Origin of the sequence: Niallia sp. NCCP-28, from assembly GCF_023168165.1 — a bacterium.
Taxonomy (GTDB): domain Bacteria; phylum Bacillota; class Bacilli; order Bacillales; family Cytobacillaceae; genus Niallia.
Genome location: NZ_BQYJ01000002.1, coordinates 71,046 through 94,398 on the forward strand (window position 1 = coordinate 71,046; position 23,353 = coordinate 94,398).

Annotated in this window: 22 protein-coding genes; 12 read left to right on the plus strand and 10 right to left on the minus strand. The window is 34.6% G+C overall.

Annotated elements, in window-relative coordinates; all coding sequences use genetic code 11:
- Window positions 1-84 precede the first annotated feature (84 nt).
- The 5 genes from NCCP28_RS05270 to NCCP28_RS05290 all read left to right on the plus strand — a co-directional run bounded on the left by NCCP28_RS05270 (window position 85) and on the right by NCCP28_RS05290 (window position 5,264).
- Window positions 85-1,701, plus strand: coding sequence for a helix-turn-helix domain-containing protein (locus tag NCCP28_RS05270; RefSeq protein ID WP_248560364.1), 1,617 nt, complete (start codon window positions 85-87; stop codon window positions 1,699-1,701).
- A gap of 104 nt (window positions 1,702-1,805) precedes the next feature.
- Complete coding sequence (locus tag NCCP28_RS05275) at window positions 1,806-2,759, plus strand: ABC transporter substrate-binding protein (RefSeq protein ID WP_248560365.1); 954 nt, start codon at window positions 1,806-1,808, stop codon at window positions 2,757-2,759.
- A gap of 330 nt (window positions 2,760-3,089) precedes the next feature.
- Window positions 3,090-4,112, plus strand: a complete 1,023-nt coding sequence (locus NCCP28_RS05280) for a FecCD family ABC transporter permease (protein ID WP_248560366.1) — start codon at window positions 3,090-3,092, stop codon at window positions 4,110-4,112.
- Window positions 4,090-5,112 carry a FecCD family ABC transporter permease gene (locus NCCP28_RS05285; RefSeq protein ID WP_282579540.1) on the plus strand — a complete coding sequence of 341 codons (1,023 nt, stop codon included), beginning with the start codon at window positions 4,090-4,092 and terminating at the stop codon, window positions 5,110-5,112. The genes NCCP28_RS05280 and NCCP28_RS05285 overlap by 23 nt, the downstream gene beginning before the upstream one ends.
- Window positions 5,112-5,264 (plus strand): hypothetical protein, encoded by a 153-nt coding sequence (locus NCCP28_RS05290; protein WP_248560368.1) that lies wholly within the window; start codon window positions 5,112-5,114, stop codon window positions 5,262-5,264. Before NCCP28_RS05285 ends, NCCP28_RS05290 begins: the two co-directional genes overlap by 1 nt.
- A gap of 271 nt (window positions 5,265-5,535) precedes the next feature.
- Here NCCP28_RS05290 and NCCP28_RS05295 read toward each other — a convergent pair whose 3' ends face one another.
- Complete coding sequence (locus NCCP28_RS05295) at window positions 5,536-5,751, minus strand: alpha/beta-type small acid-soluble spore protein (RefSeq protein ID WP_248560369.1); 216 nt, start codon at window positions 5,749-5,751, stop codon at window positions 5,536-5,538.
- A 337-nt stretch (window positions 5,752-6,088) separates the two neighbouring features.
- On the opposite strand from NCCP28_RS05295, the gene NCCP28_RS05300 reads away from it, so the two are divergent.
- On the plus strand, window positions 6,089-6,331 hold the full coding sequence (locus NCCP28_RS05300; protein ID WP_248560370.1) for a hypothetical protein: 243 nt from the start codon (window positions 6,089-6,091) through the stop codon (window positions 6,329-6,331).
- A 98-nt stretch (window positions 6,332-6,429) separates the two neighbouring features.
- Here the strand turns inward: NCCP28_RS05300 and NCCP28_RS05305 are convergent, their stop codons facing one another.
- The 8 genes from NCCP28_RS05305 to NCCP28_RS05340 all read right to left on the minus strand — a co-directional run bounded on the left by NCCP28_RS05305 (window position 6,430) and on the right by NCCP28_RS05340 (window position 15,019).
- Window positions 6,430-7,527, minus strand: coding sequence for an ABC transporter ATP-binding protein (locus NCCP28_RS05305; protein WP_248560371.1), 1,098 nt, complete (start codon window positions 7,525-7,527; stop codon window positions 6,430-6,432).
- A 242-nt stretch (window positions 7,528-7,769) separates the two neighbouring features.
- Window positions 7,770-8,396, minus strand: coding sequence for a metal-dependent hydrolase (locus NCCP28_RS05310; protein ID WP_248560372.1), 627 nt, complete (start codon window positions 8,394-8,396; stop codon window positions 7,770-7,772).
- Window positions 8,397-8,612: 216 nt separating this feature from the next.
- Window positions 8,613-9,515, minus strand: a complete 903-nt coding sequence (locus NCCP28_RS05315; protein ID WP_248560373.1) for a PucR family transcriptional regulator — start codon at window positions 9,513-9,515, stop codon at window positions 8,613-8,615.
- 264 nt (window positions 9,516-9,779) lie between these two features.
- The gene (locus tag NCCP28_RS05320) at window positions 9,780-9,953 is read right to left on the minus strand and encodes a hypothetical protein (RefSeq protein WP_248560374.1); all 174 of its coding nucleotides are present in this window, start codon (window positions 9,951-9,953) and stop codon (window positions 9,780-9,782) included.
- A 45-nt stretch (window positions 9,954-9,998) separates the two neighbouring features.
- Complete coding sequence (locus NCCP28_RS05325; protein WP_248560375.1) at window positions 9,999-11,186, minus strand: YheC/YheD family endospore coat-associated protein; 1,188 nt, start codon at window positions 11,184-11,186, stop codon at window positions 9,999-10,001.
- Window positions 11,170-12,549 carry a YheC/YheD family endospore coat-associated protein gene (locus tag NCCP28_RS05330; RefSeq protein WP_248560376.1) on the minus strand — a complete coding sequence of 460 codons (1,380 nt, stop codon included), beginning with the start codon at window positions 12,547-12,549 and terminating at the stop codon, window positions 11,170-11,172. The genes NCCP28_RS05325 and NCCP28_RS05330 overlap by 17 nt, the downstream gene beginning before the upstream one ends.
- A 2-nt stretch (window positions 12,550-12,551) precedes the next feature.
- On the minus strand, window positions 12,552-13,628 hold the full coding sequence (locus NCCP28_RS05335; protein ID WP_248560377.1) for a YheC/YheD family endospore coat-associated protein: 1,077 nt from the start codon (window positions 13,626-13,628) through the stop codon (window positions 12,552-12,554).
- A 17-nt stretch (window positions 13,629-13,645) separates the two neighbouring features.
- Window positions 13,646-15,019 carry a YheC/YheD family endospore coat-associated protein gene (locus tag NCCP28_RS05340; protein WP_248560378.1) on the minus strand — a complete coding sequence of 458 codons (1,374 nt, stop codon included), beginning with the start codon at window positions 15,017-15,019 and terminating at the stop codon, window positions 13,646-13,648.
- Window positions 15,020-15,706: 687 nt separating this feature from the next.
- Here NCCP28_RS05340 and NCCP28_RS05345 point away from each other — a divergent pair.
- Window positions 15,707-16,060, plus strand: coding sequence for a YlbF/YmcA family competence regulator (locus NCCP28_RS05345; protein WP_248560379.1), 354 nt, complete (start codon window positions 15,707-15,709; stop codon window positions 16,058-16,060).
- A gap of 239 nt (window positions 16,061-16,299) precedes the next feature.
- On the opposite strand, the gene NCCP28_RS05350 is transcribed toward NCCP28_RS05345, so the two are convergent.
- A complete protein-coding gene (locus tag NCCP28_RS05350; RefSeq protein ID WP_101175156.1) occupies window positions 16,300-16,503 on the minus strand; it encodes an alpha/beta-type small acid-soluble spore protein in 204 nt (67 codons plus the stop codon).
- A gap of 221 nt (window positions 16,504-16,724) precedes the next feature.
- On the opposite strand from NCCP28_RS05350, the gene NCCP28_RS05355 reads away from it, so the two are divergent.
- The 5 genes from NCCP28_RS05355 (at window position 16,725) to NCCP28_RS05375 (ending at window position 23,241) form a co-directional block, all read left to right on the plus strand.
- Window positions 16,725-17,591 (plus strand): Cof-type HAD-IIB family hydrolase, encoded by an 867-nt coding sequence (locus tag NCCP28_RS05355; protein ID WP_248560380.1) that lies wholly within the window; start codon window positions 16,725-16,727, stop codon window positions 17,589-17,591.
- Between the two features lie 334 nt (window positions 17,592-17,925).
- On the plus strand, window positions 17,926-19,425 hold the full coding sequence (locus NCCP28_RS05360) for a coproporphyrinogen III oxidase (RefSeq protein ID WP_248560381.1): 1,500 nt from the start codon (window positions 17,926-17,928) through the stop codon (window positions 19,423-19,425).
- 222 nt (window positions 19,426-19,647) lie between these two features.
- Entirely contained in the window at window positions 19,648-20,949 is a 1,302-nt protein-coding gene (locus tag NCCP28_RS05365) for an NCS2 family permease (protein WP_248560382.1), read from the plus strand.
- A 155-nt stretch (window positions 20,950-21,104) separates the two neighbouring features.
- Window positions 21,105-22,004, plus strand: a complete 900-nt coding sequence (locus NCCP28_RS05370) for an ABC transporter ATP-binding protein (protein WP_248560383.1) — start codon at window positions 21,105-21,107, stop codon at window positions 22,002-22,004.
- Window positions 21,997-23,241 carry an ABC transporter permease gene (locus tag NCCP28_RS05375; RefSeq protein ID WP_248560384.1) on the plus strand — a complete coding sequence of 415 codons (1,245 nt, stop codon included), beginning with the start codon at window positions 21,997-21,999 and terminating at the stop codon, window positions 23,239-23,241. The genes NCCP28_RS05370 and NCCP28_RS05375 overlap by 8 nt, the downstream gene beginning before the upstream one ends.
- Window positions 23,242-23,353 lie beyond the last annotated feature (112 nt).

Below are 23,353 nucleotides of genomic sequence, written 5' to 3' on the forward strand. Positions count from 1 at the left end.
AAGCAAGGCATTTTTAAGCTATATTATTGATAATGATTATCAATGGTATTTAATATTCTAATAAAAAACTGTGGAGATAACAAGATGAATAATCTGTTCGTGCAAAATAATTGGATCGATATATTGTTAGATATGGAGAAAATAAACAAAAGCAATCAAAGAAAAAATGATCATATTATTACAAATTATTTTGAGCTTGTTTTTATAAAAGAGGGAAAAGGAGATATTACAATCGATGGACAAACCTATATTTTCAATAAAAATAATATAGTATTTATCCCTCCTGAAAAGATTTACAGCCTGGCATTTACAGAAAATAGTTCCGCAGATTATTATCGACTTTCCTTTCATATTTATAAAAAAGAGCAAGCAAAAAATAAGGCTTCTTTAATAGATAACAAAACTTTTAGCTATTCGCCAATCAAGATGCTTTATGAAGAAAATGAAATACTGCCATTGGTAGAGGAACTGTATGCAGTATTTACAAAAAAGGATGAATTGAATCTTTTTTTGCACAGGGCATTGCTTGAGAGGATATTTTTTAATCTTCTAAAGTACAGCAAGCCTAAACCCCAAAAAGATACAAGGATGGCAATTGAAGAGACAAGAGAATACATAGATAAATATTTTAATACAAAAATTACAGTAGATTCATTGGCGCAAAAAGCAGATCTCAGTGCAAAATACTATTCAGAAATTTTTAAAAAGAAATATGGGATTGGTGTCATTGAATACCTTACTTCTGTTCGGTTAAATAAAGCAAAAGAGCTTTTAATCAAAACAGAAAAAAATATTTGCACAATAGCTAAGATAGTGGGATATTCTGATGAATTTTATCTGAGCAGAAAATTTAAACAAAGTGTCGGCATCTCTCCATCGTTATATAGAAAAAAAAGAAAATTTAAAATAGCGTCATATGATTTCAGCACAACAGGACATTTAATTGCATTAAATATCGTGCCATTTGCAGCCCCCTTGCACCCAAAATGGACTTCTTCCTATTATCAAAATTACAGCAGCGATATAATGGTGCATCTTAATGCATTTCGAAAACATACAAACTGGGGAGAAAATATCGCTAAACTAAAAGCGGCAAAGCCAGATATAATAATGGCTGCAGATGAAATCTGCGAGGAGGAAAAGTTTGCATTAAAAAAAATTGCTCCATTATTTTTGTATTCGCAAACGAAGAGAAATTGGCGCCAGCAGCTAGTGGAGATTGCAGCATTTTTGAAGATGGAGAAAGAGGCGGCTGATTGGCTAAAGAATTATGACACTTATGCTAAAGTTTCTGCCAAAGAGCTAAAAAGAAGGGTAGGAAATGATACTTTTTTAATTGTGAGTGTATATAAGCATTCTATCTTTTTGAATCGTTCGAAAACAATGCTGGAGGTTTTTTATGGAGATTTAAAGATCACTCCGCCTCAACCTGAAGAAGAAATAAAATATGATGAACAGATTGCCATGGATGACCTTATTGCACTAAATCCGAATCATTTATTAGTCAACATTAGACAGGATACGGAAACATTGGAGTATTGGAAGGAAATTATAAACATGCCTTTATGGAATACATTAGAAGCAGTGCAGAGAAATAAAGTATATCTGATTTCTTCTGATCCATGGAAGGAATACTCTGCAAGCGCTCATCTAAGAGTGATTTCTTATACAAAAACCTTATTAGCAGGAAAAAGTACATAAATATTAATGGATAACGTCCATGGATAAGCAAATTCTCATCTTGTATAATTCTAATTGATAAAGGTTATCAGTATCGATTAGAAAATCAACAGAGGAGAAAAAAGATGAAGAAATTATTGGGAATTATAATTACAGCAATGCTAGTAGTGTTAGCAGCTTGCGGCAATAAGGAGTCAAGCACTACAGAAGATAATGGAGCAAAAAAAGAAACAAAACCTGAGATGCAAACAATTGCTTATTTGGATAAAGAGTATAAATTGCCAGCAAATATTAAGACAATTGTCACCGCTAGTCAGGAGGCAATGGAAGATGCGGCTGTACTTGGCGTAAAACCTGCCGGAGCACTTGCAACAGCGGGAGAATTTCCTGCTTATTTAGGGGATTCTATGTCTGAGGCACAGGATATTGGCGATAAGTTTCAGCCAAATACAGAAAAACTTCTGCAAATAAAACCTGATATTATCCTTGGTACAAGTAAATTTAAGCCAGAAGTTGTAAAAAATTTAAACAAAGTAGCAACAATGATTCCAGTTTCCCATATATCGGTCAACTGGAAAGAAAATCTGCTGTTAATGGGAAATATTACAGATAAACAAGCACAAGCAGAGGAAATAATAGCAACGTATGAAAAGGAAGCAAAGGAACTTAAAGAAAAATTGTCTACAAAGCTTTCGAATCAAAAAGTGATGATGATCCGCATTCGGGCTGGAAATATATATATTTATCCTGAATCTATTTATTTTAATCCAGTTTTTTATCAAGATCTAGGATTAACGGTTCCAAATGAAATAAAAGCAGCAAAAGCGCAAGAAATGATTTCATTGGAAAAACTGGCAGAGATAAATCCAGATTATATATTTGTCCAGTTTGAGAAAGCAGAAAATCCAGAGAACGAGAATGCTTTAAAGGAATATGAGAACAATGCAGTATGGAATAGCATGAAAGCTGTGAAAAATAAAAAAGTGTACACAAATGCAATTGACCCAATGGCAGCTGGTGGAACGGCATGGAGCAAAACAAATTTCTTAGATGTTTTACAAGAAAAGCTGGGAGAATAATATATCAACAGTGGAGCTTGATACAAATCAGCTCCACTGTTGTATTGATTCATATTATTAATCAAAACCGTACATTACTTAAAATAAAAGACTGTTTTCTAAAAGATGATTGTTTTTCGAATAGTTTCCATGAGTAGTAAATCCATTATTAACACAGCTTGCTTGGAGTGAAAGATGGGAAACTCTTGTGGGGTTAGCGGGACAGGAGAGACCGCCCCACGGAAAACGAACATCCTGGAACGAACATCAATCTACTTTTTAAAGCAACAAAGTTTACGAAAACAGCCAAATAAAAAGATGAACGGGATGAAAATAAAGGTGACATGATTAATGGACAGAAAAAGTTTAGCGCGATATATCATTATTTTTTCTTCACCAGCAGTTATTTTACTTGCGATAGTTGTCTCTATTTGCTTAGGATCAACAGATATACAAATTAAGGAAGTATATCGTGCTATTTTTGCATTTGATCCAGAAAATGTACAACAAACAATTGTTAGAACCTCTCGTTTGCCAAGGGCAGCCGGTTCCTTATTAATCGGAATGTTATTAGCGATATCAGGGGCCATAATGCAAGGGATGACGAGAAATTATCTTGCTTCTCCTTCCATTATGGGAGTATCAGATGGTGCAGCATTTGTTATTACAATAGCTTTGATAAGTTTGCCGCATTTATCATCATTGGAAATGCTTCTGCTTTCATTTATTGGATCAATTATTGGCATTGCATTGGTGTTTGGATTGGCAGCATGTATAAGAAATGGTTTTTCTCCTGTAAGGCTTGCAATAATAGGGACTGTGATAGGCACCTTTTTAAGCAGTCTTTCACAAGCATTAGCATCTTATTACCAAGTATCTCAAACAATGAGTTTCTGGTATAATGCAAGGCTTCATCAGATTAACAGTGAATTATTGCTGTATTCTTTTCCCGTTGCTTGTGTTGGAATGATAATGGCTCTATTATTGGCGAAATCAATTACGATTCTTTCATTAGGAAAGGAGACAGCAACAGGTCTAGGTCAAAAAACATGGCAAATCCAAATTTTAACGATTATTTCTGTAGGGTTAATGACTGGTGTTGGAGTAGCTTTGGCTGGGAAGATTGCTTTTGTTGGGTTGATTATTCCACATATTGTGAGGTTTTTAGTAGGCGTCGATTATAAATGGATTATTCCATGTTCTGGAATAGTTGGAGGGGTTTTTTTAGTTGTCTGTGATGTCATCAGCAGATTTGTCCATTATCCGTTTGAAACGCCAATAGGAGTAGTAACGACATTGGTTGGCATACCATTCTTTCTTTATTTAATAAAAAAGAAAGGAGGGGGGCAGCATCAAACAGAACGGGCTTATTAAATATATTTTTCTATTGCTTATTATCACTCTAATTGTTCTATTCCTTGCTTATTTCAGTATGACGAACGGAGTATATCCTATAACTTTTCAGGAATTTTATCATAGTATTTTTCGCATAAGTCATCATGAGGATATTGATTTGCTTCTATTTGATTTTCGTTTACCAAGAGTTATACTTGCCATGCTTATTGGTTTTGGTTTGGGCATTTCTGGATCTGTATTGCAGGGAATTACAAAAAATGGACTAGCTGATCCTGGAATCTTAGGTATTAATAGCGGAGCAGGAGCGGCAATTGTTATCTATATGTTCTTTTTTCAAGAGAGTATAAGCGATGACAGCATAACTGCAATTATGATGATGCCACTGGCTGGACTTGCTGGAGGAATGTTGGCTGCTTTTATTATCTTTTTCATTGCAGCAGAATCTAATCGTTTAGATGCGCAAAGGTTATTGTTAACTGGCATTGCAATCAGTTCGGGTTTCGGCGCCTTTTCTCTTTATCTTTCTTTAAAGATGAAGTCACAGGATTTTGAGATGGCCACAATTTGGCTAAATGGCAGCATTTATAGTGCAAATTGGCTGTTTATTTTATCCATTCTTCCTTGGTTTATTGTTATTATCCCATTGATTATAAAAAAGGCGTATATTCTTGACCTGTTTACACTGCAAGAAGAAGTAATGAAGGGATTGGGAGTCAAGGTTGAAAAGGAAAAATGGATACTATTGCTTTCTAGTGTATCCATAGTAAGTGCCTGTGTTTCTGTTGCTGGGAATATTGGCTTTATTGGTTTAATTGGTCCTCATATAGCAAAGCTGCTTATAGGAAAAAGACATCGCTACTCTTTAATTATTTGTGGAATGATTGGGATGTTATTGATGGTGGCAGCAGATTATATCAGCCGTACGATTATAGCGCCGGCTGAACTATCCATTGGGATTATTCTAAGTATAATAGGTGTTCCTTATTTTGTTTATTTGCTGGTAAAAGCGAAAGTATAATGCATCTAAAAAGGGAGGAACAAGAAATAGAAGGCGAGTTGAAAACTTATCATATTGCTGATAAAGAAGTTATTATCTATTTGCCTCCTACATACAAAAAGAAATTTAAGAACTATCCAGCGGTGTATATATTCATGATGGCGACTATTTGATGCAATTTAAAAAAAATGATACCAATTTCTCCAACATATAAATAAAAAAGTTTATTTATATGTTGGAGAAAAAGAGGGAAAAAAAAACAAATATTCAGCAATATATGGTTGAGTATAATAAACATCAAATGAATTATCAAAAAATGCGACACATAATAAAGAAACTTTGAAAAAACAATTTTTGCATGCATTAGAATGGCTATTCAAAAATGAATAAAATAAGCAGCCCCCAAAATAATTTGGGGGCTTTAGCCAATTATATAAATTTAAATTAGATTTGAGTTCCGCCAAGTTGTTTTTCAGCTAATTGCACAAGGCGTTTTGTAATTTCTCCACCAACAGATCCGTTAGCGCGGGCAGTTGTTTCTGCACCTAAATTTACACCAAACTCACTAGCAATTTCATATTTCATTTGATCTAGTGCTTGAGCTACACCTGGTACTAATAGTTGATTTGAGGAATTGCCTCTACTTGATGAATTAGTCATTATGTTCCATCTCCTCATAAAATTTTTTTGGTTGGGTTAGTTGGAATTGCACCAACAGATAAGTAAATATTATTGCCACTTGGCTTAACCCATTGAATTTTTTTAGTGGTGTTTGCTGCTTGTACTAATAGTATGGATGGTTACTATTTTGTTATTCCTTTTAAATAGAAGGTAATTTATTCCTTTTATTTTTTATCATTTTTATATAAATAGAATAGATTTTTATTTGGAACAAAAAATAAAAAATAAAATGATAGCAATCTTCACTTCTTTTTAGCTTGTCTATAAGTTTCAAACAATCTTGTTAAAGTAAAAAAATAATCATTAGAGGTGGATAATGACTACTATTTGCCCAGTTTGCAATGGATGGCAGGAACTTTCCTCTGTTTGTTCCCAATGTAAAAAAACAGTCGAAGATAAAGGAAGAATAATGGATTATTATGATGATTACAGTGCATATATGCCAATTGATCAAATGAAGATGGAAGATGGCTATCAAGATTTTCAGCAGCATTTATGCCCACATTTAGTAGTATGTGAAAATTGTGGAAGTGAAGAGATAGTATTGGTGCAAGAATAAAGAACATGTAAAAAAGTTCAAGTCTGCCCCAATCTTTTTATAGATAATGGGGAGGCTTGAACTTTTTGTTTTTGCAGTCAGAAGTGGCGCATAGAATATTAGCGAATTCTGCTTTCTGTATCTTTATCAAAGAAATGCGCTTTATTCATATCAAAAGCAAGCTGTACAGAAGATCCTGCTGAAAGGTTTGCTCTTGAATCAAGTCTAGCAACAAATTCTTTGTTTGCTAAAGTAGAGTAGATTAAGCTTTCTGCACCAGTCAATTCAAATACATCTACTTTTGCATTAAATGCTGTGTCCTCAGAGGATTCAATAAATACTAGCTCATCATGGATATCTTCCGGTCTAATGCCGAAAATCACTTCTTTGCCGATATATCCCTGTTCTTTTAATGTTTTTAATTTTCCTTCAGGAATAGTGAAAGAGGCATTTCCAATATTAAGTGTATTGCCAACAATTTTTCCATCGAAGAAGTTCATTGCAGGTGATCCAATGAAACCGCCGACAAAAACATTTTCTGGCTTTTCATATACTTCTTTAGGAGCACCAACTTGCTGAATGATGCCGTCTTTCATGACAACTAAACGAGTTGCCATTGTCATTGCTTCTGTTTGGTCATGTGTAACATAGATAGTAGTAGTTTGCAGTCTTTGATGCAGCTTAGAAATTTCTGCACGCATTTGTACACGCAATTTAGCGTCCAAGTTGGATAATGGCTCATCCATTAAGAATACTTTTGCGTCACGAACAATTGCACGACCTAGTGCAACCCTTTGGCGCTGACCGCCTGATAATGCTTTGGGTTTTCTTTTTAAATATTCTTCTAGACCAAGAATTTTTGCTGCATTTTGTACACGTTCATCTATTTCTGTTTTTGGAAACTTACGAAGTTTTAAGCCAAAAGCCATATTATCATATACAGTCATATGCGGATATAATGCATAGTTTTGGAATACCATTGCAATATCGCGATCTTTAGGCGCTACATCATTAACACGAACATTATCAATTAAGAAATCGCCTTTTGAAATATCTTCTAATCCAGCAATCATTCGAAGTGTAGTTGATTTTCCACAGCCAGAAGGTCCAACGAATACGATAAATTCTTTATCTTCAATATGGAGATTAAAATCTTTTACTGCCGTTACTTTCTCATCATAGATTTTATAAATATTATTTAAAACTAATTCTGCCATTTTTTGTTCCTCCTCTGTTTTGTATATGTATAATGTACCATTGTTGATAACGTTTTCATATTGACGAAATGCATAAAAAAAATAACCTATATTTGAGCATTTTGCATAAGCGCTTTCATTTATAAAGAAAAGATAATCTATTGCTGCGTTTTTTTAATAGTTTAATTCAGTTTTCGGAGAGATAGCTATTTTTCTTTTTATGAAAAAAGCTGCCGACAATGAAAACACATTGTCAGCAGCTTTTACAGTTCTTTGGAAGAAAAAGGCAAAAATAGTTTAACTCCACGTTTATTAACAGGAAGAAAACGAGAATCGCAAATAATATGGCTAATATATGCCAATAAACAAGTATAGTATGCCCCTTCAATTTGGGTTGACTGTTCAAATTGAAGAGAGATAATGCTGTAAAATAGAATGCCGATAATAGAGTGTGTGTAGCTTCTATGAGAGATAAGAGAAGAAATAATAATAAAAATCCCTAAAAGCAGAAGCCAATTTTCTTGCAGTGAAATGCCCCCTACTAATACAGCAGCCCCAGTAATTGTCAGCATATGCCTTTTTTTGATGAAAAGGGAAAGCAGCAAGATAGAGGCCCCAATTGCAGCACCATATATCTGTTCTTTGGAAGTGCCATTTAAAAAGCTGTACAATATCATTAAGATCCCAATAATTTGTGTAACGGTTCGGAAGACTTTGTAAGATATAGTAATTCTATTGCGAAGCGTGCCGTCTATATCCATATCAGGCATTAATCCAGAAATGCCTCCTAAACCCACTAGTAAAACGGTTGTTGCAGGAGTCGCTTGGTAATAGTTTGCTACCATAAAACCAGTTGCTGCTCCGACTATTGCATGTGATGTGCCTTTCAAATTAAATCCCCTATTCTGTATTGTTTGCCAAAATGCAGTTTGTTCCTCCACTAATGAATAGATGGCGAACTTATGTTTCCTTTTTATTATAATCGAATTTTTGTGATTGGAAAAGCTTTTTCATAGGTAGAGGAGAGAAAGGAAGGGAAGGGGCAAAACGCTTTCCTTTTCTCCTCTATACATAAGAGGCTAGTGAAAAAAGAAAGCGCAATATATTCAATTTTTGCCATTGCTGTATAGCAAACATGCTAGATAGACAGTTAATAAACTATTTTGTTCCCGCAAGTGAAATCCTGTTTTTTCTGAAAATTTATCTAAACGATACTGCAAAGTGTTGCGGTGGATAAATAGTTGCTTAGCCGTGTTTGTGCTATGTCCATTATTCTCTATAAACGTTTGAATGGTTAACAGGAGTTCTTTATCTTCTGAAAAGATGGAAAACCAATGCTTAAAGAGGGCTAATTCATCATCAGATAATCGTTGAATAAATAAATAGGGTAACACTTTTTCGAAGGTTAATACCCGCTGAGATGGAATAGCATGTAGGCCATTGGAAAAAATAATTCGTTCCTTTGCAAATAAGGAAGGTGTTTCTTCATTTAATTCTAATTCTTTTCCAATGAAAAAAGTGGCAGTAAAATAAAGATCCGTCTGTACTGCACTTGCAAAGGAATCATACTCCTCTTCTGGGAGAAACTGCTGATTTCTTTCGACTATCAGTCCTTCATGTTCATTTTTCCATATCAGTAGACTTCCTGGAGGGATAAATCCTCTGAAGGCAGCTTCTATTTGTCTTTTCTCTAGTGCTTGTCCACTTATGCGAAATTGGATAATTCGAATAATGCTGGTTTCTGTGTTTGTTTTTGGAACTTTATCATGAAAATACAAAAACTGGCTCCAACGCAATTCTTTTTGTTCATTATTTTCCTCAGGCAAAAATAGGTCGAACAAGTTTTTGAGCAAATCAAGTTGTTCCTCTTGAATTTCATCTTTCGGGATTCCAAACCAGCCTTCCTGTTCACCTAGCTTAAACCAATAAAAAAGATCGAGCTGTGAAGTGGTAGGAGGAGATGTCTGCTCAATGGAATGATGAAAGTATGAAAGTAATTTATTCTTCATAGTACCTCCCTCAATTAAATAAAAAAAACGATTACAGGCAATTCCCATTTCAAAAAACTGCAATCTATTGTGGAGATGAGAAGATTAGCAGAAGTCTTTTATTGCTCATTAACAGGCTTTTGCTTCCCACTGATTGAAGTTTCGCTTTATCAGAATTTTTTTAACTTATATCCTCATTTTATAATACATAGAAACAGGGAGCAATAAAAGAGAATCAGGGGGCAGACACTAATCAATCTTCCTCTGATTCTTCTCATGTATATCCTATATATGGTATGGGGGATCTTCTTTTTTTAGATCCCTTGCTTCTTCTATATTTGTTGCTTTTTCTCTGTTAATAACATGACCGCCGCCCATTCCTTCATTAATCATGCGGTCTATATCTAAATAGGCATGTTCTCTTCCTTCATAGTTTAATTCTTTTTTCTGTTTGCTCAAAAGCTATCCCTCCTTTTTTCTTAGGATGGGATATAGAAGGTGTTTTCATTCGGGGATGGCGAAATTCCCTAGTTGATAACAAAGTTTGGCAAGCTGCTTGCATCTTGCTTGTTCAATATCCTGTTCATCAAATAACATTGGTTTGCTGTTGATCTCAAATAAATAATAGTTGCCATAAATGTCGACACATGCATCAATAGAAAATTCTCCAAAAAAGCCAAGCTGATCGGATAAATAATCACCGCAATATTTTACTAATGTATCTATAAAATGATCATGCTTTTGTGTTCGTAAAGCATGGTAGGGAAGGAGCTGTCCGCCATTTGGAATATGTGTCGTTATTTCTTGAGAAACAGACTGTCTAATTCCAACTCCCTTTAATACATATTCATTTTTATCATATAAAATCAATAGTCGAAAATCATAACGATGTCCATTATATTTGGCAGCTTCTATTGTCTTTTGAGCAATATAAGAAGAGGGATCATCAGCTGACTTAAAGTAATTCCAAAAATATATGAAGGAAGAAAATTCCTTTATTTCCTTAGATGTTTTAGCGGTAAGGGAATAATCTTGATTTATTTTTAAATTTATAATTTTATTGCCTTTTTTTCCCTCCGCTGGTTTGATGTAAATATTTTTATGTTTCCTTAAAAAATTATAAAGAGCATTTTTATCGGCAATAAGGATGGTTGGGGGAAGAAATGATTTTAACACAGGATGCTCTTTGAAAAAGGCATAAACTTCATATTTATTTAAAAATGAAGGATTAAAAAAAGGAATATTTTTGTTGGCAAAGAACTGAACGGCATATTGATAAGACTTTTGCTTTTCTGTTTTCCGAAAAGGAATGCGATTATAGACAACATGTGGAAGAGGGGATTTTACATGTATCCAGCGTTTTTCTTTTGGATCTAACACAAATCCAGCTATCTCTGTTTCTGAAATATCTTCAGGGGCAAAGATGAGGACTAATCCCCCTTGTTTATTTAATTCTTTCTGGAGATTCATAAATAGTCGATAATTTCCAGAAAGTTTCTTTTTTTTATTATAAGAAACAAGGACCCCAATAATCGGTCCTATATTATTTTTTGTTTGGCGAACATGAAAAGCAATACAATCTGAGGTAATAGAGGAAATAGCGGAAAGTTTTTCTTTATTGCTGCCAAATGTTAGATCAGTTTGATAAAGTGTGCTCCAACGTTTAATTTTTTGGTTATAATAGATGTCCACGGGTGCTGCCCTCAAGTTTTTTTATATTTTGTTCCATTAAATATACACTGTGCTCTAAAGAAAGTTTTCTTGTTAAAACATCGTATTTTTTTAAAGAGGGATATTTAAAAATGCTTCTTCCAGGTTTGGAATTTGCTTCAAATAGCCAAACTCTGCCTTTCCGGTCAATGCCAATGTCAAACCCTATTTCACCAATAATTCCGTTTATTTGTTTTTCTAGTGCTTTACTGATTTTTAAGGAGGCATTTTTTAATTTTTGGAGCATCCCTTCTGTATCGGTGGAAATAGCAGTTAATTCTTCTACTGCTTTGATGGTGCCTCCTTTATTAAGATGAGTGGTTACACTCCCATTTCCAGCAATTTTGGCGGCAATAGCTGTAACCTCCCACACCCCATCTTTATTTTTATTTGTATGGACACGAAAGTCGATTGGCTTTTGCTCAAATCGAATTAAATGAATTCCTTGTTGAATAATAAAATTGTCCATATTCATTTTACTAAATGTGTGATTCATTAACGTTTCAAGTGTTTCAAACTTTTGCAGGCGCTTTTCTCCTTTTTCATCATTAAAACGGATATAATACATTTCTTCTTTTCTATCATATAATAATTGATAAATTCCCTTTCCCAAACTTCCATTTTTGGGCTTTATATAGACATGCCCAAAATTGCTTAGCATTCTTTCAACCATTGAAAAAGAGGTGAATGCATGAGTTTCTGGCAGATAATCAGAAATGCTGTTTTCCTGAAGCAAACGTTCATATATATCTAATTTATTAAAAAATCCAGGATTATACCAAGGAATGAGAAACTCCTGCTGCAGCCGTTTTTTTGTTCGTTGTATACGGGGAAGATTTTCGCTTTTTCGGTTAGGGATACGGTCATAAATCACATTTGGAAAGGGGATTTCTGCCACTTCCCATTGCCCTTTTTCATAAAAAAGCCCATTTATTGTTTGTGTTTCCCAATTAATATGCTGCTCGCCAAATAAAAAGGCAATGACTCCAGCTGTTTTTTGGACAGAAAGCAACTTGGAAAAAATAAGAGATCTTTCACCAATTGGCTTTGCTCTTCCTGTATGGAAACCACATGTAAAGATTCCAACTAATGGACCTATATAGAGGGTATCAGAATCAAAAAAAAGATGGATATTGGATGAATAGTCTGGCAGTTGAAGAGTGCTTTTTAAATCGTTGCTAATACTGATGATATTTTTGGCATTTTTTTGTTTTTGGATAATAACTGCTGTTTTTTTTGTGCCGAATGAAACATAATGCAAAGGCAAAGCCACTTCGCAAGCTTCTGGGATGAAGATGGTATTTTCGACAGATGATATATATTCAATTGGATAAAGTTTTTTCATTGCTATCCCTCCTTGGTTTCTAAAATATCTGTTATACCGGCAGCATACAGTGTTGGAGCTTTATACAGCTGTTCAGCTAAATGAGGATAGGCATTTAATATTACCTTTCGTCCTGGTTTAGAATTGATATCTAATATCCATAAAGATCCATTTTCTGTTACGCCAATATCAATTCCTAGTTCAAAAAGGGAGGGAAATGATGCTTCCAATATGGCTGGAATAGACGACAGAATATCGTTCACTTCTTGTGTTAGGAATTTTTGGGAAGAACTAGAGAAGTCCTTTACCCAGTCATGAAAAGGAATTACTATAGCTCCAGCACTTAGATTAGAAATAATTCGATTTTTATTGCCTAATCGTATTCCTTTTTCGATTATTTTCCATTTTCCATCAGGTTTTTTTTGCAAAAAACATCGTATATCAAAAGGCTGCTTATTGCGAGTGCATAAAGGCAAATAAGGTTGGCTTAAATATTCATTTTTCGCTAATATTTTATTTAGCCATTCACCGAATTTCTGTTCATCGGCAAAGATATGCTCTACTTGTTTTTCTTTTTTATCTGTTTTAACGATAATGTCTTTTTTTCTTTTATGAATAAAATATATACCATTGCCTTGAGATCCATGAATTGGTTTAATGATGACAGGATTAATGGAGGGAAAACTTGCAATTAGTTGTTTAGCGTTTGTCAGTTTTTTTGTTTTAGGCAAATATGCTTTTAAACTGGAGGAAGCAAGCACTTCATATAGTTTTAGCTTATTTGGCAAACCATTCCCAATGAATTGAATATCTTTTCGCTGCTTTAGCCAATTGACAATATTTTTGCATTGGTTAGAGTGAGGGCTATCGTGATAAAAACAGCGGTCGTAAATAAAGGAAGGAAGAGGAAACTCCCCTGCTATCCACTTTCCTTTCTTATGGTGAAAAATTTTCCCTTTTACCTTTTCAGTATAGGGATTAAAGGTAGATGGCACAAAATGATAAATAAGAAATTCGGCTGGATCTGCATGTTTTGCAATTTCCTCTACATAACTTATTTCATTATTTAAAGAAAGTGTCATAATTCCAAAGTGCTTCATCTAAACTAGTCTCCTCTCTATTCGGGTGGAAAAGATAAACGAATAAAATATTCTAATAAGGCTTTAGTAGAAGGGCGTGTTTGGCTAGAATTATGCTCCATATTTTTTGATGGTTTTGAATTGGCCTCGATTATCCATAAATTTAAATCAGCATCCACGCCAACATCAATTCCCATCTCTCCAAAATGACCAGTTGAATGGGCATTAATAGCTGCTGCTGTCTCAATAGCTAATTCTTTTAGTTGAGCAATGATTTGCTGTGCATTTTCTTTTCCGAAAAGTTCCTTTAATACTGATTTTGCTTGAAAGATTTCTGCCCCCTGCGCAAGATTTGCAACAAATGCATCGTGACTCGCAACTCTTGCAACAATGGAAGTTGCCCGCCATTCTCCGTAATAGTTTTTATGGCACAGAACACGAAAATCTAATGGGCATTGGTTCATCTTTACAAAATCTATTCCTTGCTGGCAAAGATAGGCTCTTTTTTTGGAAAATGGTTCCATCCACTTCCAAAGTTGATCTATATTTGAGAAGAAGCGTTTTTTATCTTTTTGTTTGCCTGTAGATATAGATGCAGCATATTTTCCGTCAAATAGTGTCAGTTGAATAATATTGCGGCCTTGGCTTCCATGAATCGGTTTTATATAAAGAGAAGGATATTTCTCTAACATGTTTTCTAAAACTTTTTTTGTTAAAGGATACGTTTCTGGCAAATGTTTTTGGATATGCGGTTCTTTTTTTAATAAAAGATGGATATCGTATTTGGAGAAAAATTGAGCGTTGAAAATTGGAATATTACTCTCTTCCAATTTAGTGCGAACCTCTTGGAAAAACAGGCTGGAATCTAACTTGCGTGAATGCAGGCGGTTGTATACAACTGTTGGGAATGGCAGCTCCATTTGCATCCATTTATTATCAATAATGATATATCCAGATACAAAATTAGTCGAAAATCCTTGTAAGCCGCATACATATACGATACCGCCCATTGCGGCAATTTCATGAGATAATTCTTTATAAAGTGCAGAGAGCGAACGAAATGGCGCTTTTCCTTCTTTCACTTCTTGAATCTCTGTTAAAATAGCGATAATTGGCCCTAAACAAATCGTTTGGGTTTTGGAAATAAACTGTGCTAAAAAGCGCGAGCATAGAGTAGAGAGTTTTATGATATTTATTAAATTAGAAGAAACTAACAGATGTTTATTCTCTATAGAGGTAGTTTGAACAGTCACAGGTATAACCGTTTGACCTATGGATAGAAATACTGGTTTCGCTAGGTCTATTTCCCAATGATGGAGTAAAGAAGGACTTATGTTTATTATATATTCTTTCAAATGATTGGAGAGAGAGGCTTCCTCCTGTAAGGTTAGCTGTAAAAAAGTATTGTTCATTATATTTCCTCATTTACGAATAAAGTATCAAACCAAGCTATAAAAAGGGAAACTTCAGATAAAAGGACGGAAAATCTCTGCTTAGCAACTTCTAAGAGCGGAAAATCTCCTTTAAAATAGGCGAGTTTTGATATGGTATCGTATGAAATAGAGGAAGAATTTGTGCTAATAACTAGATGTAGAGTATCGGCATGAATCTGAAGGAGATAAATGGTTATTATTGCTGAATATAAATGATGAAATATCTAGGCAGAAAGGCTTTTATGCATTATTGGAATAGGCAGAACTGTTTTTGGCGGAATAATGGATAAATATTATTTTATAATGGCTGTAAAGTTAACACTAACAACGAAAATCAGCTATTTTTAGGCTCTATGAAAGAACTGTATAATCTAATTAAAAGGCTGTTTTCTAAAAGGCTGTTGTTTTTCCGATAGTTTCAATGAATAAATCCAGGGTTAAAGCAGGCTGATTGGAGTGAAAGGGGCGAGAAGCTGAGGAGTCTCACCGCCCGCCCCACGGAAAGTGCGCATCCTTGAATGGAAATCACCTTACTTTTTTAAAAGCAACAAAGTTTACGAAAACGGCTAATTAAAAAGACAAGTTCTTAGATAATAAATGGTCTTTCTAGCTTTCTAGGGCATAGTTTGTTATAGTGGAGACAATTGTAAAAAAGGAGTTGTTATTATGACAGTAAATTTACATGATTCTGCATATGAATTAGAAAAAGCAATTCGTCACAGTGATGAATATAGCCAATTGAAGAAAATGTATGAAGAAGTTAATGGGGATGCTTCTGCAAAAGCAATGTTTGAAAACTTTCGCAATATACAAATGCAGCTGCAGCAGAAACAAATGACTGGTCAAGAAATTTCGCAAGAAGAATTGGAACAAGCACAAAAAACAGTTGCTCTAGTGCAGCAACATGAAAAAATTGCAAAGCTGATGGAAGCAGAGCAACGCATGAGCATGGCGATCGGCGAATTAAATCAAATTATTATGAAGCCATTAGAAGAACTGTACGGCGCACCACAACAATAATTATAAATGGAGCAAGCGGAACCCGATTGAGTAGCAGGAGAAGGAGACGCTGCTCTTTTTTATGTCATTTTTGAGGAAGCATCAATTAATTCTATTTTATTTATAGATGAATTTTCCTAAAGGAGGCTGTTGCTGTCTGGTTTCTTTGGATGATTCCCACTATTAATGAATAGATCTTAGACAAGCAGAAACCCGTTCCTTTAGAAAGGAACGGGATTTTTTTATTTAGTCATGATTTATTAAAATTTACTTCCGCCAAGTTGTTGCTCAGCCATTTGCACTAATCTTTTTGTGATCTCTCCACCAACTGAACCGTTTGCACGAGCAGTTGTTTCTGCACCTAAGGTTACTCCAAACTCAGTTGCAATTTCATATTTCATTTGATCCAATGCTTGAGATACTCCTGGTACTAAAAGTTGATTTGAACTATTGTTATTTGCCATGATGAATGTTTCCTCCTTTAAGTGTGTTTGATTGGCCTTACATCCTATAGTTTAAAAAATTTGGGCGATTTTATGCAAAAAAAAAATAGTAATTATTTCCAAGATGAAAAATTGGAGTAATGATGAAATTATGGCTCTTCTAATAAAGCTTAGTTCTATTCTATTTATTTGCAACATACATGATATATAAAGACAATACATCCTAGAAATGGGGGAAAAAAATGATTTATCGCTTATTAGCTTTAAATATTGATGGTACTCTCCTGCAATCAAATGGTCGTATAACGAAGTCAACAAAAGAAGCAATTGAATATGTGCAGCAAAAGGGAATATATGTGACACTTGTTACATCGAGAAGTTTCCCATCTGCAAAAAAAGTAGCAAAAGCTTTAAAGCTTGGCAGTCATATTGTTACACATCAGGGTGCACTTATTGCCAATGATATAGAAAAACCAATCTATGTGAACAGAATACCGGAAGAGCTTACGTATGATATTGTCCGCTTTTTAGAAGGCTTCATTTGTCAGGTTCGCTTAGTGCATGAAAAGTTTTCTCTTGCAAATAAATCAAAACTTAATCATAATATGTTGGCAAAAACAGTTTTTTCATCTGGTGATCCTGTTTTTTATTCGCATCAATTCGTAGATGTGCTTAGTGAGGTTTTATTAGAAGAACCAGTAAGCCCACCAAAAATGGAAGTATATTTTGAAGAAAAACGAGATTTGCTGGATGCAAAAGAAGTGTTGGAAAAGATGTTCGATTCAATTAATATTATTCAAATAAATGAATATCGTTTGGAAATTTTGCCGACAGGTGTATCGAAGATGAATGGCTTATTATATTTAGCTGAAAAACTAGGCATAAAACAAAAAGAAATGGTTGTTATCGGAAACAATATGGATGACTTAGAAATTATAGAAGCAGCAGGACTAGGCGTGGCCATGGGAAATGCACCAAATGAATTGAAGATTGCTGCAGATTGGGTAACAAGATCTAATAATCAAGATGGCGTTGCTTATATGGTAAAAGAGCATTTCCGCAAGCAGCAGCCAATCGAGTTTCTCCGCAAGATGAATATTATAAAATAAGGCTTGAACCAATAAGTTCCACCTAGATGTTTTTCCATTTGGAGGTGGGATTTTAGCTGTCTAATAGAGTAGTTTGCTATTATATTTACTTATATTTTGGAAATAGGGTCTATAAATAAAAAAGACCCTATTTTGTTATGTATAAAGGTTTTTTGATAGTCACTCAAAAGCATAAATAGCAAAAAAATTAATGCATGACGCATACTAGAATACTCCTAATCATTTTTTATACAAAAGCGGTGAAAAGAAAATTTTGACCTAGCCTAGTTAGTTTTTGTAGACTAAAGTATAATAAATATTTAACACTTAATAATGAAATAAAGGTGAATAAAAAATGAAGCTAATTTCCATAAGTGGTTTGACAGATGAACGGTTTATACGACCGCTAGAACATATCGGCAATTTATTTTTTGAAGATACAAAAGTAGTATTTGAACGTAGAGAAGAAGAAGAACTGCATATAGATTTTAAAGTAGAATCTGATGAAAAAAAATTTACTGTTAGCGGACAAGCAGAAGGAGAGAGTTCATTTAGCTGTACAAAAAATATTGCTGAGCTTAACGAAAAAGAGTATTTTAAGCAAATAAAAAATGCTATATCACAAAGTTATCTGATGGTTCTTGAAGATTATACCGGAATAATTCAAAAATGGGGCATATTAACGGGAATTCGCCCAACTAAATTATTGCATCGCCATATCCAAAATAACGTTTCGGCAGAATTCGCTCATCAGGCTTTAAAAGATGAATATTTAATATCAGATGAAAAAATCGCTTTAATGCAAAAAATAATTGATCGTCAATTAACAGTCATTCCTGATTTATATGATTTAAAAAAAGAAGTAAGCATTTATATTGGCATTCCATTTTGTCCTACTAAGTGCGCATATTGTACATTTCCTGCTTATGCGATTAATGGAAGACAAGGTTCTGTCTCCTCTTTTTTAGGTGGACTTCATTATGAAATAAACAAAATTGGCGAATGGCTAAAAGAGAATAATATTCGCATTACAACGGTTTATTATGGGGGAGGAACTCCAACAAGCATAACCGCCGAAGAAATGGATATGCTGTATGAACAAATGCATGCAAGTTTCCCGGATGTAGATAAAATTCGGGAGTTAACAGTAGAAGCAGGACGCCCTGATACTATTACACCAGAGAAATTGGCTGTATTAAACAAGTGGAAGATTGATCGTATCAGCATAAATCCACAATCTTATACACAAGAAACATTAAAAGCAATCGGAAGGCATCATACGGTTGAAGAAACAATTGATAAATATCATTTGGCAAGAAAGCACGGAATGAATAATATTAATATGGACTTAATTATTGGCCTTCCTGGAGAGGGCATTCAAGAATTTCAGCATACACTAGATCAAACACAAGCTTTAATGCCAGAATCCTTAACTGTCCACACACTTTCTTTTAAACGTGCTTCTGAAATGACGAGAAATCGAGCCAAATATAAAGTCGCCGAAAGAAGCGAAGTAGAAAGCATGATGCATATGGCAGAAAAGTGGACCAAAGATTTTGGTTATGTTCCATACTACTTGTATCGCCAAAAAAATATTCTTGGGAATTTAGAAAATGTCGGCTATTCTAAGCCAAATAAAGAAAGCATTTATAATATTATGATGATGGAAGAATTGCAAACGGTTATTGGCATTGGCTGTGGTGCTTCAAGTAAGTTTATTCATCCTGTAACAGGAAAGATTACTCAATTTTCTAATCCTAAGGATCCTAAAACATATAATGACAGCTTTGAAGATTATACAAACCGAAAGATTGCATTATTAAACGAGCACTTTCTGTCAGAAGAAGTAAATTAAAGTAAAGTCATTCGGTCTGAAAAAAAACTAGTTCAAAAAAGCTTTTTAAGTTGATGGCATACTTAAAAGGCTTTTTGCCATGTATGCAACAGAAGTTTATGCACAAAATAGTCATAATTAGATTATCAGAATTAATTATTGTACAAAAATAGTTGCAATTTCATTTTAAAACGAATAATATAGAGAATGTTGTTTTTAAATGTTCGTTTTTGGAGGTTTAATATGTTTCACTTAAAGCAGAATAATACAAATGTAAAAACAGAAGTAATTGCTGGTTTTACCACATTTTTAACCATGGCATATATTGTTGTCGTTAATCCGGTGATTTTATCTAGCGCTGGTGTACCATTTGAACAAGTCTTTTTGGCTACGATTATATCAGCTGTTGTCGGAACATTATGGATGGCGCTGTTAGCCAATTATCCAATTGCCATCGCACCTGGAATGGGATTGAATGCATATTTCGCTTATTCAGTTGTAGGTACACATGGAGGAATAGATTATACTGCTGCGCTTTCTGCTGTATTTGTGGCAGGCATTATTTTCATTATCTTATCTTTAACTCCTTTCAGGGAGAAATTAATTAAAGCTATTCCAGCAAATTTAAAACATGGGATTACAGCAGGAATTGGGTTATTTATTGCTTTTATTGGTTTGCGCCAAACGGGAATTATCGTCGATCACCCGGAAAATTTAGTTGGCCTTGGGAATTTACAGTCTCCAAGTGTTGTACTTGCTCTTGTTGGCCTTGCTATTACCATTGTTTTATATACGATGAATGTTAGAGGTGCCTTATTTATAGGCATGATTGCAACGGGAATCATTGCTATTTTCACTGGACAGCTTGAATTTGCAAAAGGTTTTGTTTCTGTGCCCCATTTGCCTGAGGGGCTGATTATCAGCAATCCATTTGATGCATTAGGGGATATCTTTCAGCATAGTTTATATGCAGTGGTGTTTTCATTTCTGCTAGTTACCATTTTTGATACCACTGGAACAATGGTTGGGGTTGCAGAACAAGCTGGTTTAATGAAAAATAATCATTTGCCAAGAGCTAGACAAGCTTTGCTTGCAGATTCACTTGGCACAACAGTTGGGGCAGTTTTCGGGACAAGCCCAACAACGGCTTATATTGAATCAACTGCTGGAGTTGCAGCAGGGGGACGTACTGGATTAACAGGTGTAGTTGTTTCCGTCCTTTTTGTAGCGGCTGCTTTTTTTGCTCCATTAGTGAGTGCTGTTTCTGGACTTTCTGCTATTACTGCTCCTGCATTAATCATTGTGGGAAGTTTGATGATGGGGGCTATTTCTCATGTGAAGTGGTCAGAATTTGATGAAGCATTCCCTGCTTTTCTTGTTATTTTAAGCATGCCTCTTACTTCTAGTATTGCAACAGGAATTGCTTTAGGGTTCATATCTTATCCTTTATTGAAGCTAGTGAAAGGGAAAGGAAAGTTAGTCCATCCATTAGTGTATATCTTTGCCTTGCTATTTTTATATCAATTAGTATTTTTGCCACATTAAATAATTTATTTTTGAAAGCATTGGAGTATAAGAACCCAATGCTTTTTTGCATGAGTAATTCCTGATTGACCAAAAAATAAGCATAATAGCAGAATAAATAACTTGAAACCTTTTCCAGTTTTTTTCGTATAGAATAGAGAAGGAGGGTTTAAAACATGACTTTAAAGTTAAAAAATGTTTCAAAAAAATTCGGATCGTTTTTAGCAGTTGATAATTTATCCCTTTCTATACCAGAGAAGGAGATGTTTGGTTTTTTAGGAGGGAATGGAGCGGGGAAAACGACTACTTTCCGAATGATATTAGGAATTTTGGATAATACGGAAGGGGAAATCAGCTGGAATAATAAAAGAATCGATTATTCAACAAGTCCATTTATTGGCTATCTTCCGGAAGAAAGAGGATTGTATCCGAAATTAAAGGTAAAAGATCAACTTGTCTATTTAGCAAGACTAAGAGGCATGGATAAAAAGAAGGCATTAAGAGAATTGGAATATTGGCTCGATCGTTTTCATGTTCCCGAGTATTTGGATAAAAAAGTGGAAGAATTGTCAAAGGGAAATCAGCAAAAAATTCAATTTATCAGCGCTGTTTTACATAAGCCAAAATTATTGATATTAGATGAGCCATTCAGCGGGCTCGATCCTGTTAATGTAGAGCTGCTAAAAGCGGCGGTAATTGATTTGAAAAATGCAGGAACTACGATTGTATTTTCTAGTCATAGAATGGAACATGTAGAAGAGATGTGTGAGCATTTATGTATTATGCATAAAGGTAGCCCAGTTGTTCATGGTTCTTTAAAAGAGATTAAAAAAAGTTTTGGGAAAAAAAATGTAACAATCCATGCCGATTTTGATCTTAGCTACTTAATTAGACATCCAGGCGTTGTAAAATTAAAGCAGACTACAGAAGGAGTTTCTTTGCAAATAGAAGGAGAAGAAATTGCCGAACAAATTCTTAAGGATATAGTTGGAAAAGGATTCATTCGAAAGTTTGCATTAGAGGAGCCTTCTCTCCATGATATTTTTATAGAAAAGGTGGGTGGTTCTTTTGAGTAATTTTTGGATTATACTTTTCCATACGTATATAAGCAAATTGAAAACGAAATCATTTATTATTACAACTGCTGTAACAATTGCTTTAATTGTAGCATTAGCTAATTTAACCTCTATCATTGATGTATTTGACAAAGATGAAAACACAAAAGTGGCTGTCTTGGATCAATCAGATGAATTATTTGCGCCACTTGAAAAAATCACGTCATCATCCAATAAAGAACTGGAGTTAAAGTTGTATAAGGGCAGCGAAGAAGAAGGACAGAAACTGGTGAAAGCTGGAGAATACGAAGGACTATTAGTATTAACCTATAATACAGAAAAACTGCCAGATGCCCATTATTATTCTATGAACATTGCAGATTCTTCTGTTTCTGCAGATCTTCTTGCAAATATTCAAATAATCAAGAGCAACTTAGCTGCTGCTCAATTAAATTTAACGAGTGAACAGTTGGTAAAATTAAATGAACCTGTTTCCTTTCAATCGACAGCTCTGGAGGAAAATGCAAAAACAGCTGAAGAATTAGATCAAGCAAGAGGACTTGTATATGCGTTATTATTCCTTATTTATTTTGCTGTTATTATGTATGCCAATATGATTGCGATGGAAGTGGCAACGGAAAAGTCCTCTAGAGTAATGGAAATTCTTATATCAAGCGTTTCTCCTATTAAGCATATGTTTGCAAAAATTCTTGGAGTTGGACTATTGAGTTTAACTCAGCTGGCTTTGCTGCTTGGGATAGGCTATTATTTTATGACAAATAATAAAGATTTAAGTTCGATGGAAGGGTTTTTAGGATTCGGCGATGTTCCGCTTTCTACTATTCTTTATGCAGCAGTCTTTTTTATTTTAGGCTATTTCCTTTATGCGACTCTTGCTGCCTTCCTTGGTTCACTAGTAAGCAGAATAGAAGATGTGCAGCAGATGATTACACCAATGACGCTCCTTGTTGTTGCTGGCTTTATGATTGCAATGTTTGGACTAGGTGCACCAGATAACAAGTTTGTAGCTGTTACATCCTATATTCCGTTCTTTACACCAATGCTTATGTTTATGCGGGTAGGCATGCTTAATTTGCCTTTATGGGAGCCTGTTATTGGTATAATGATACTAGTTGCATCTATTATTATCCTTGCTGTATTTGGTGCAAGAGTATATAAAGGCGGCGTATTGATGTATGGAAAATCCAATTCATATAAAGATATAAAAAAGGCGCTGCAGCTTACAAAAAAAGATTAAGTTGCACCACCTTTCTTTTTAGCTCTGTTAAACTAGCCTGTGGATTTCCACTCCAGGCGTTCGCTTTCCGCGGGCGGTCCGGGAGCCTCCTCGGCGCGCGCGCCTGTGGGGT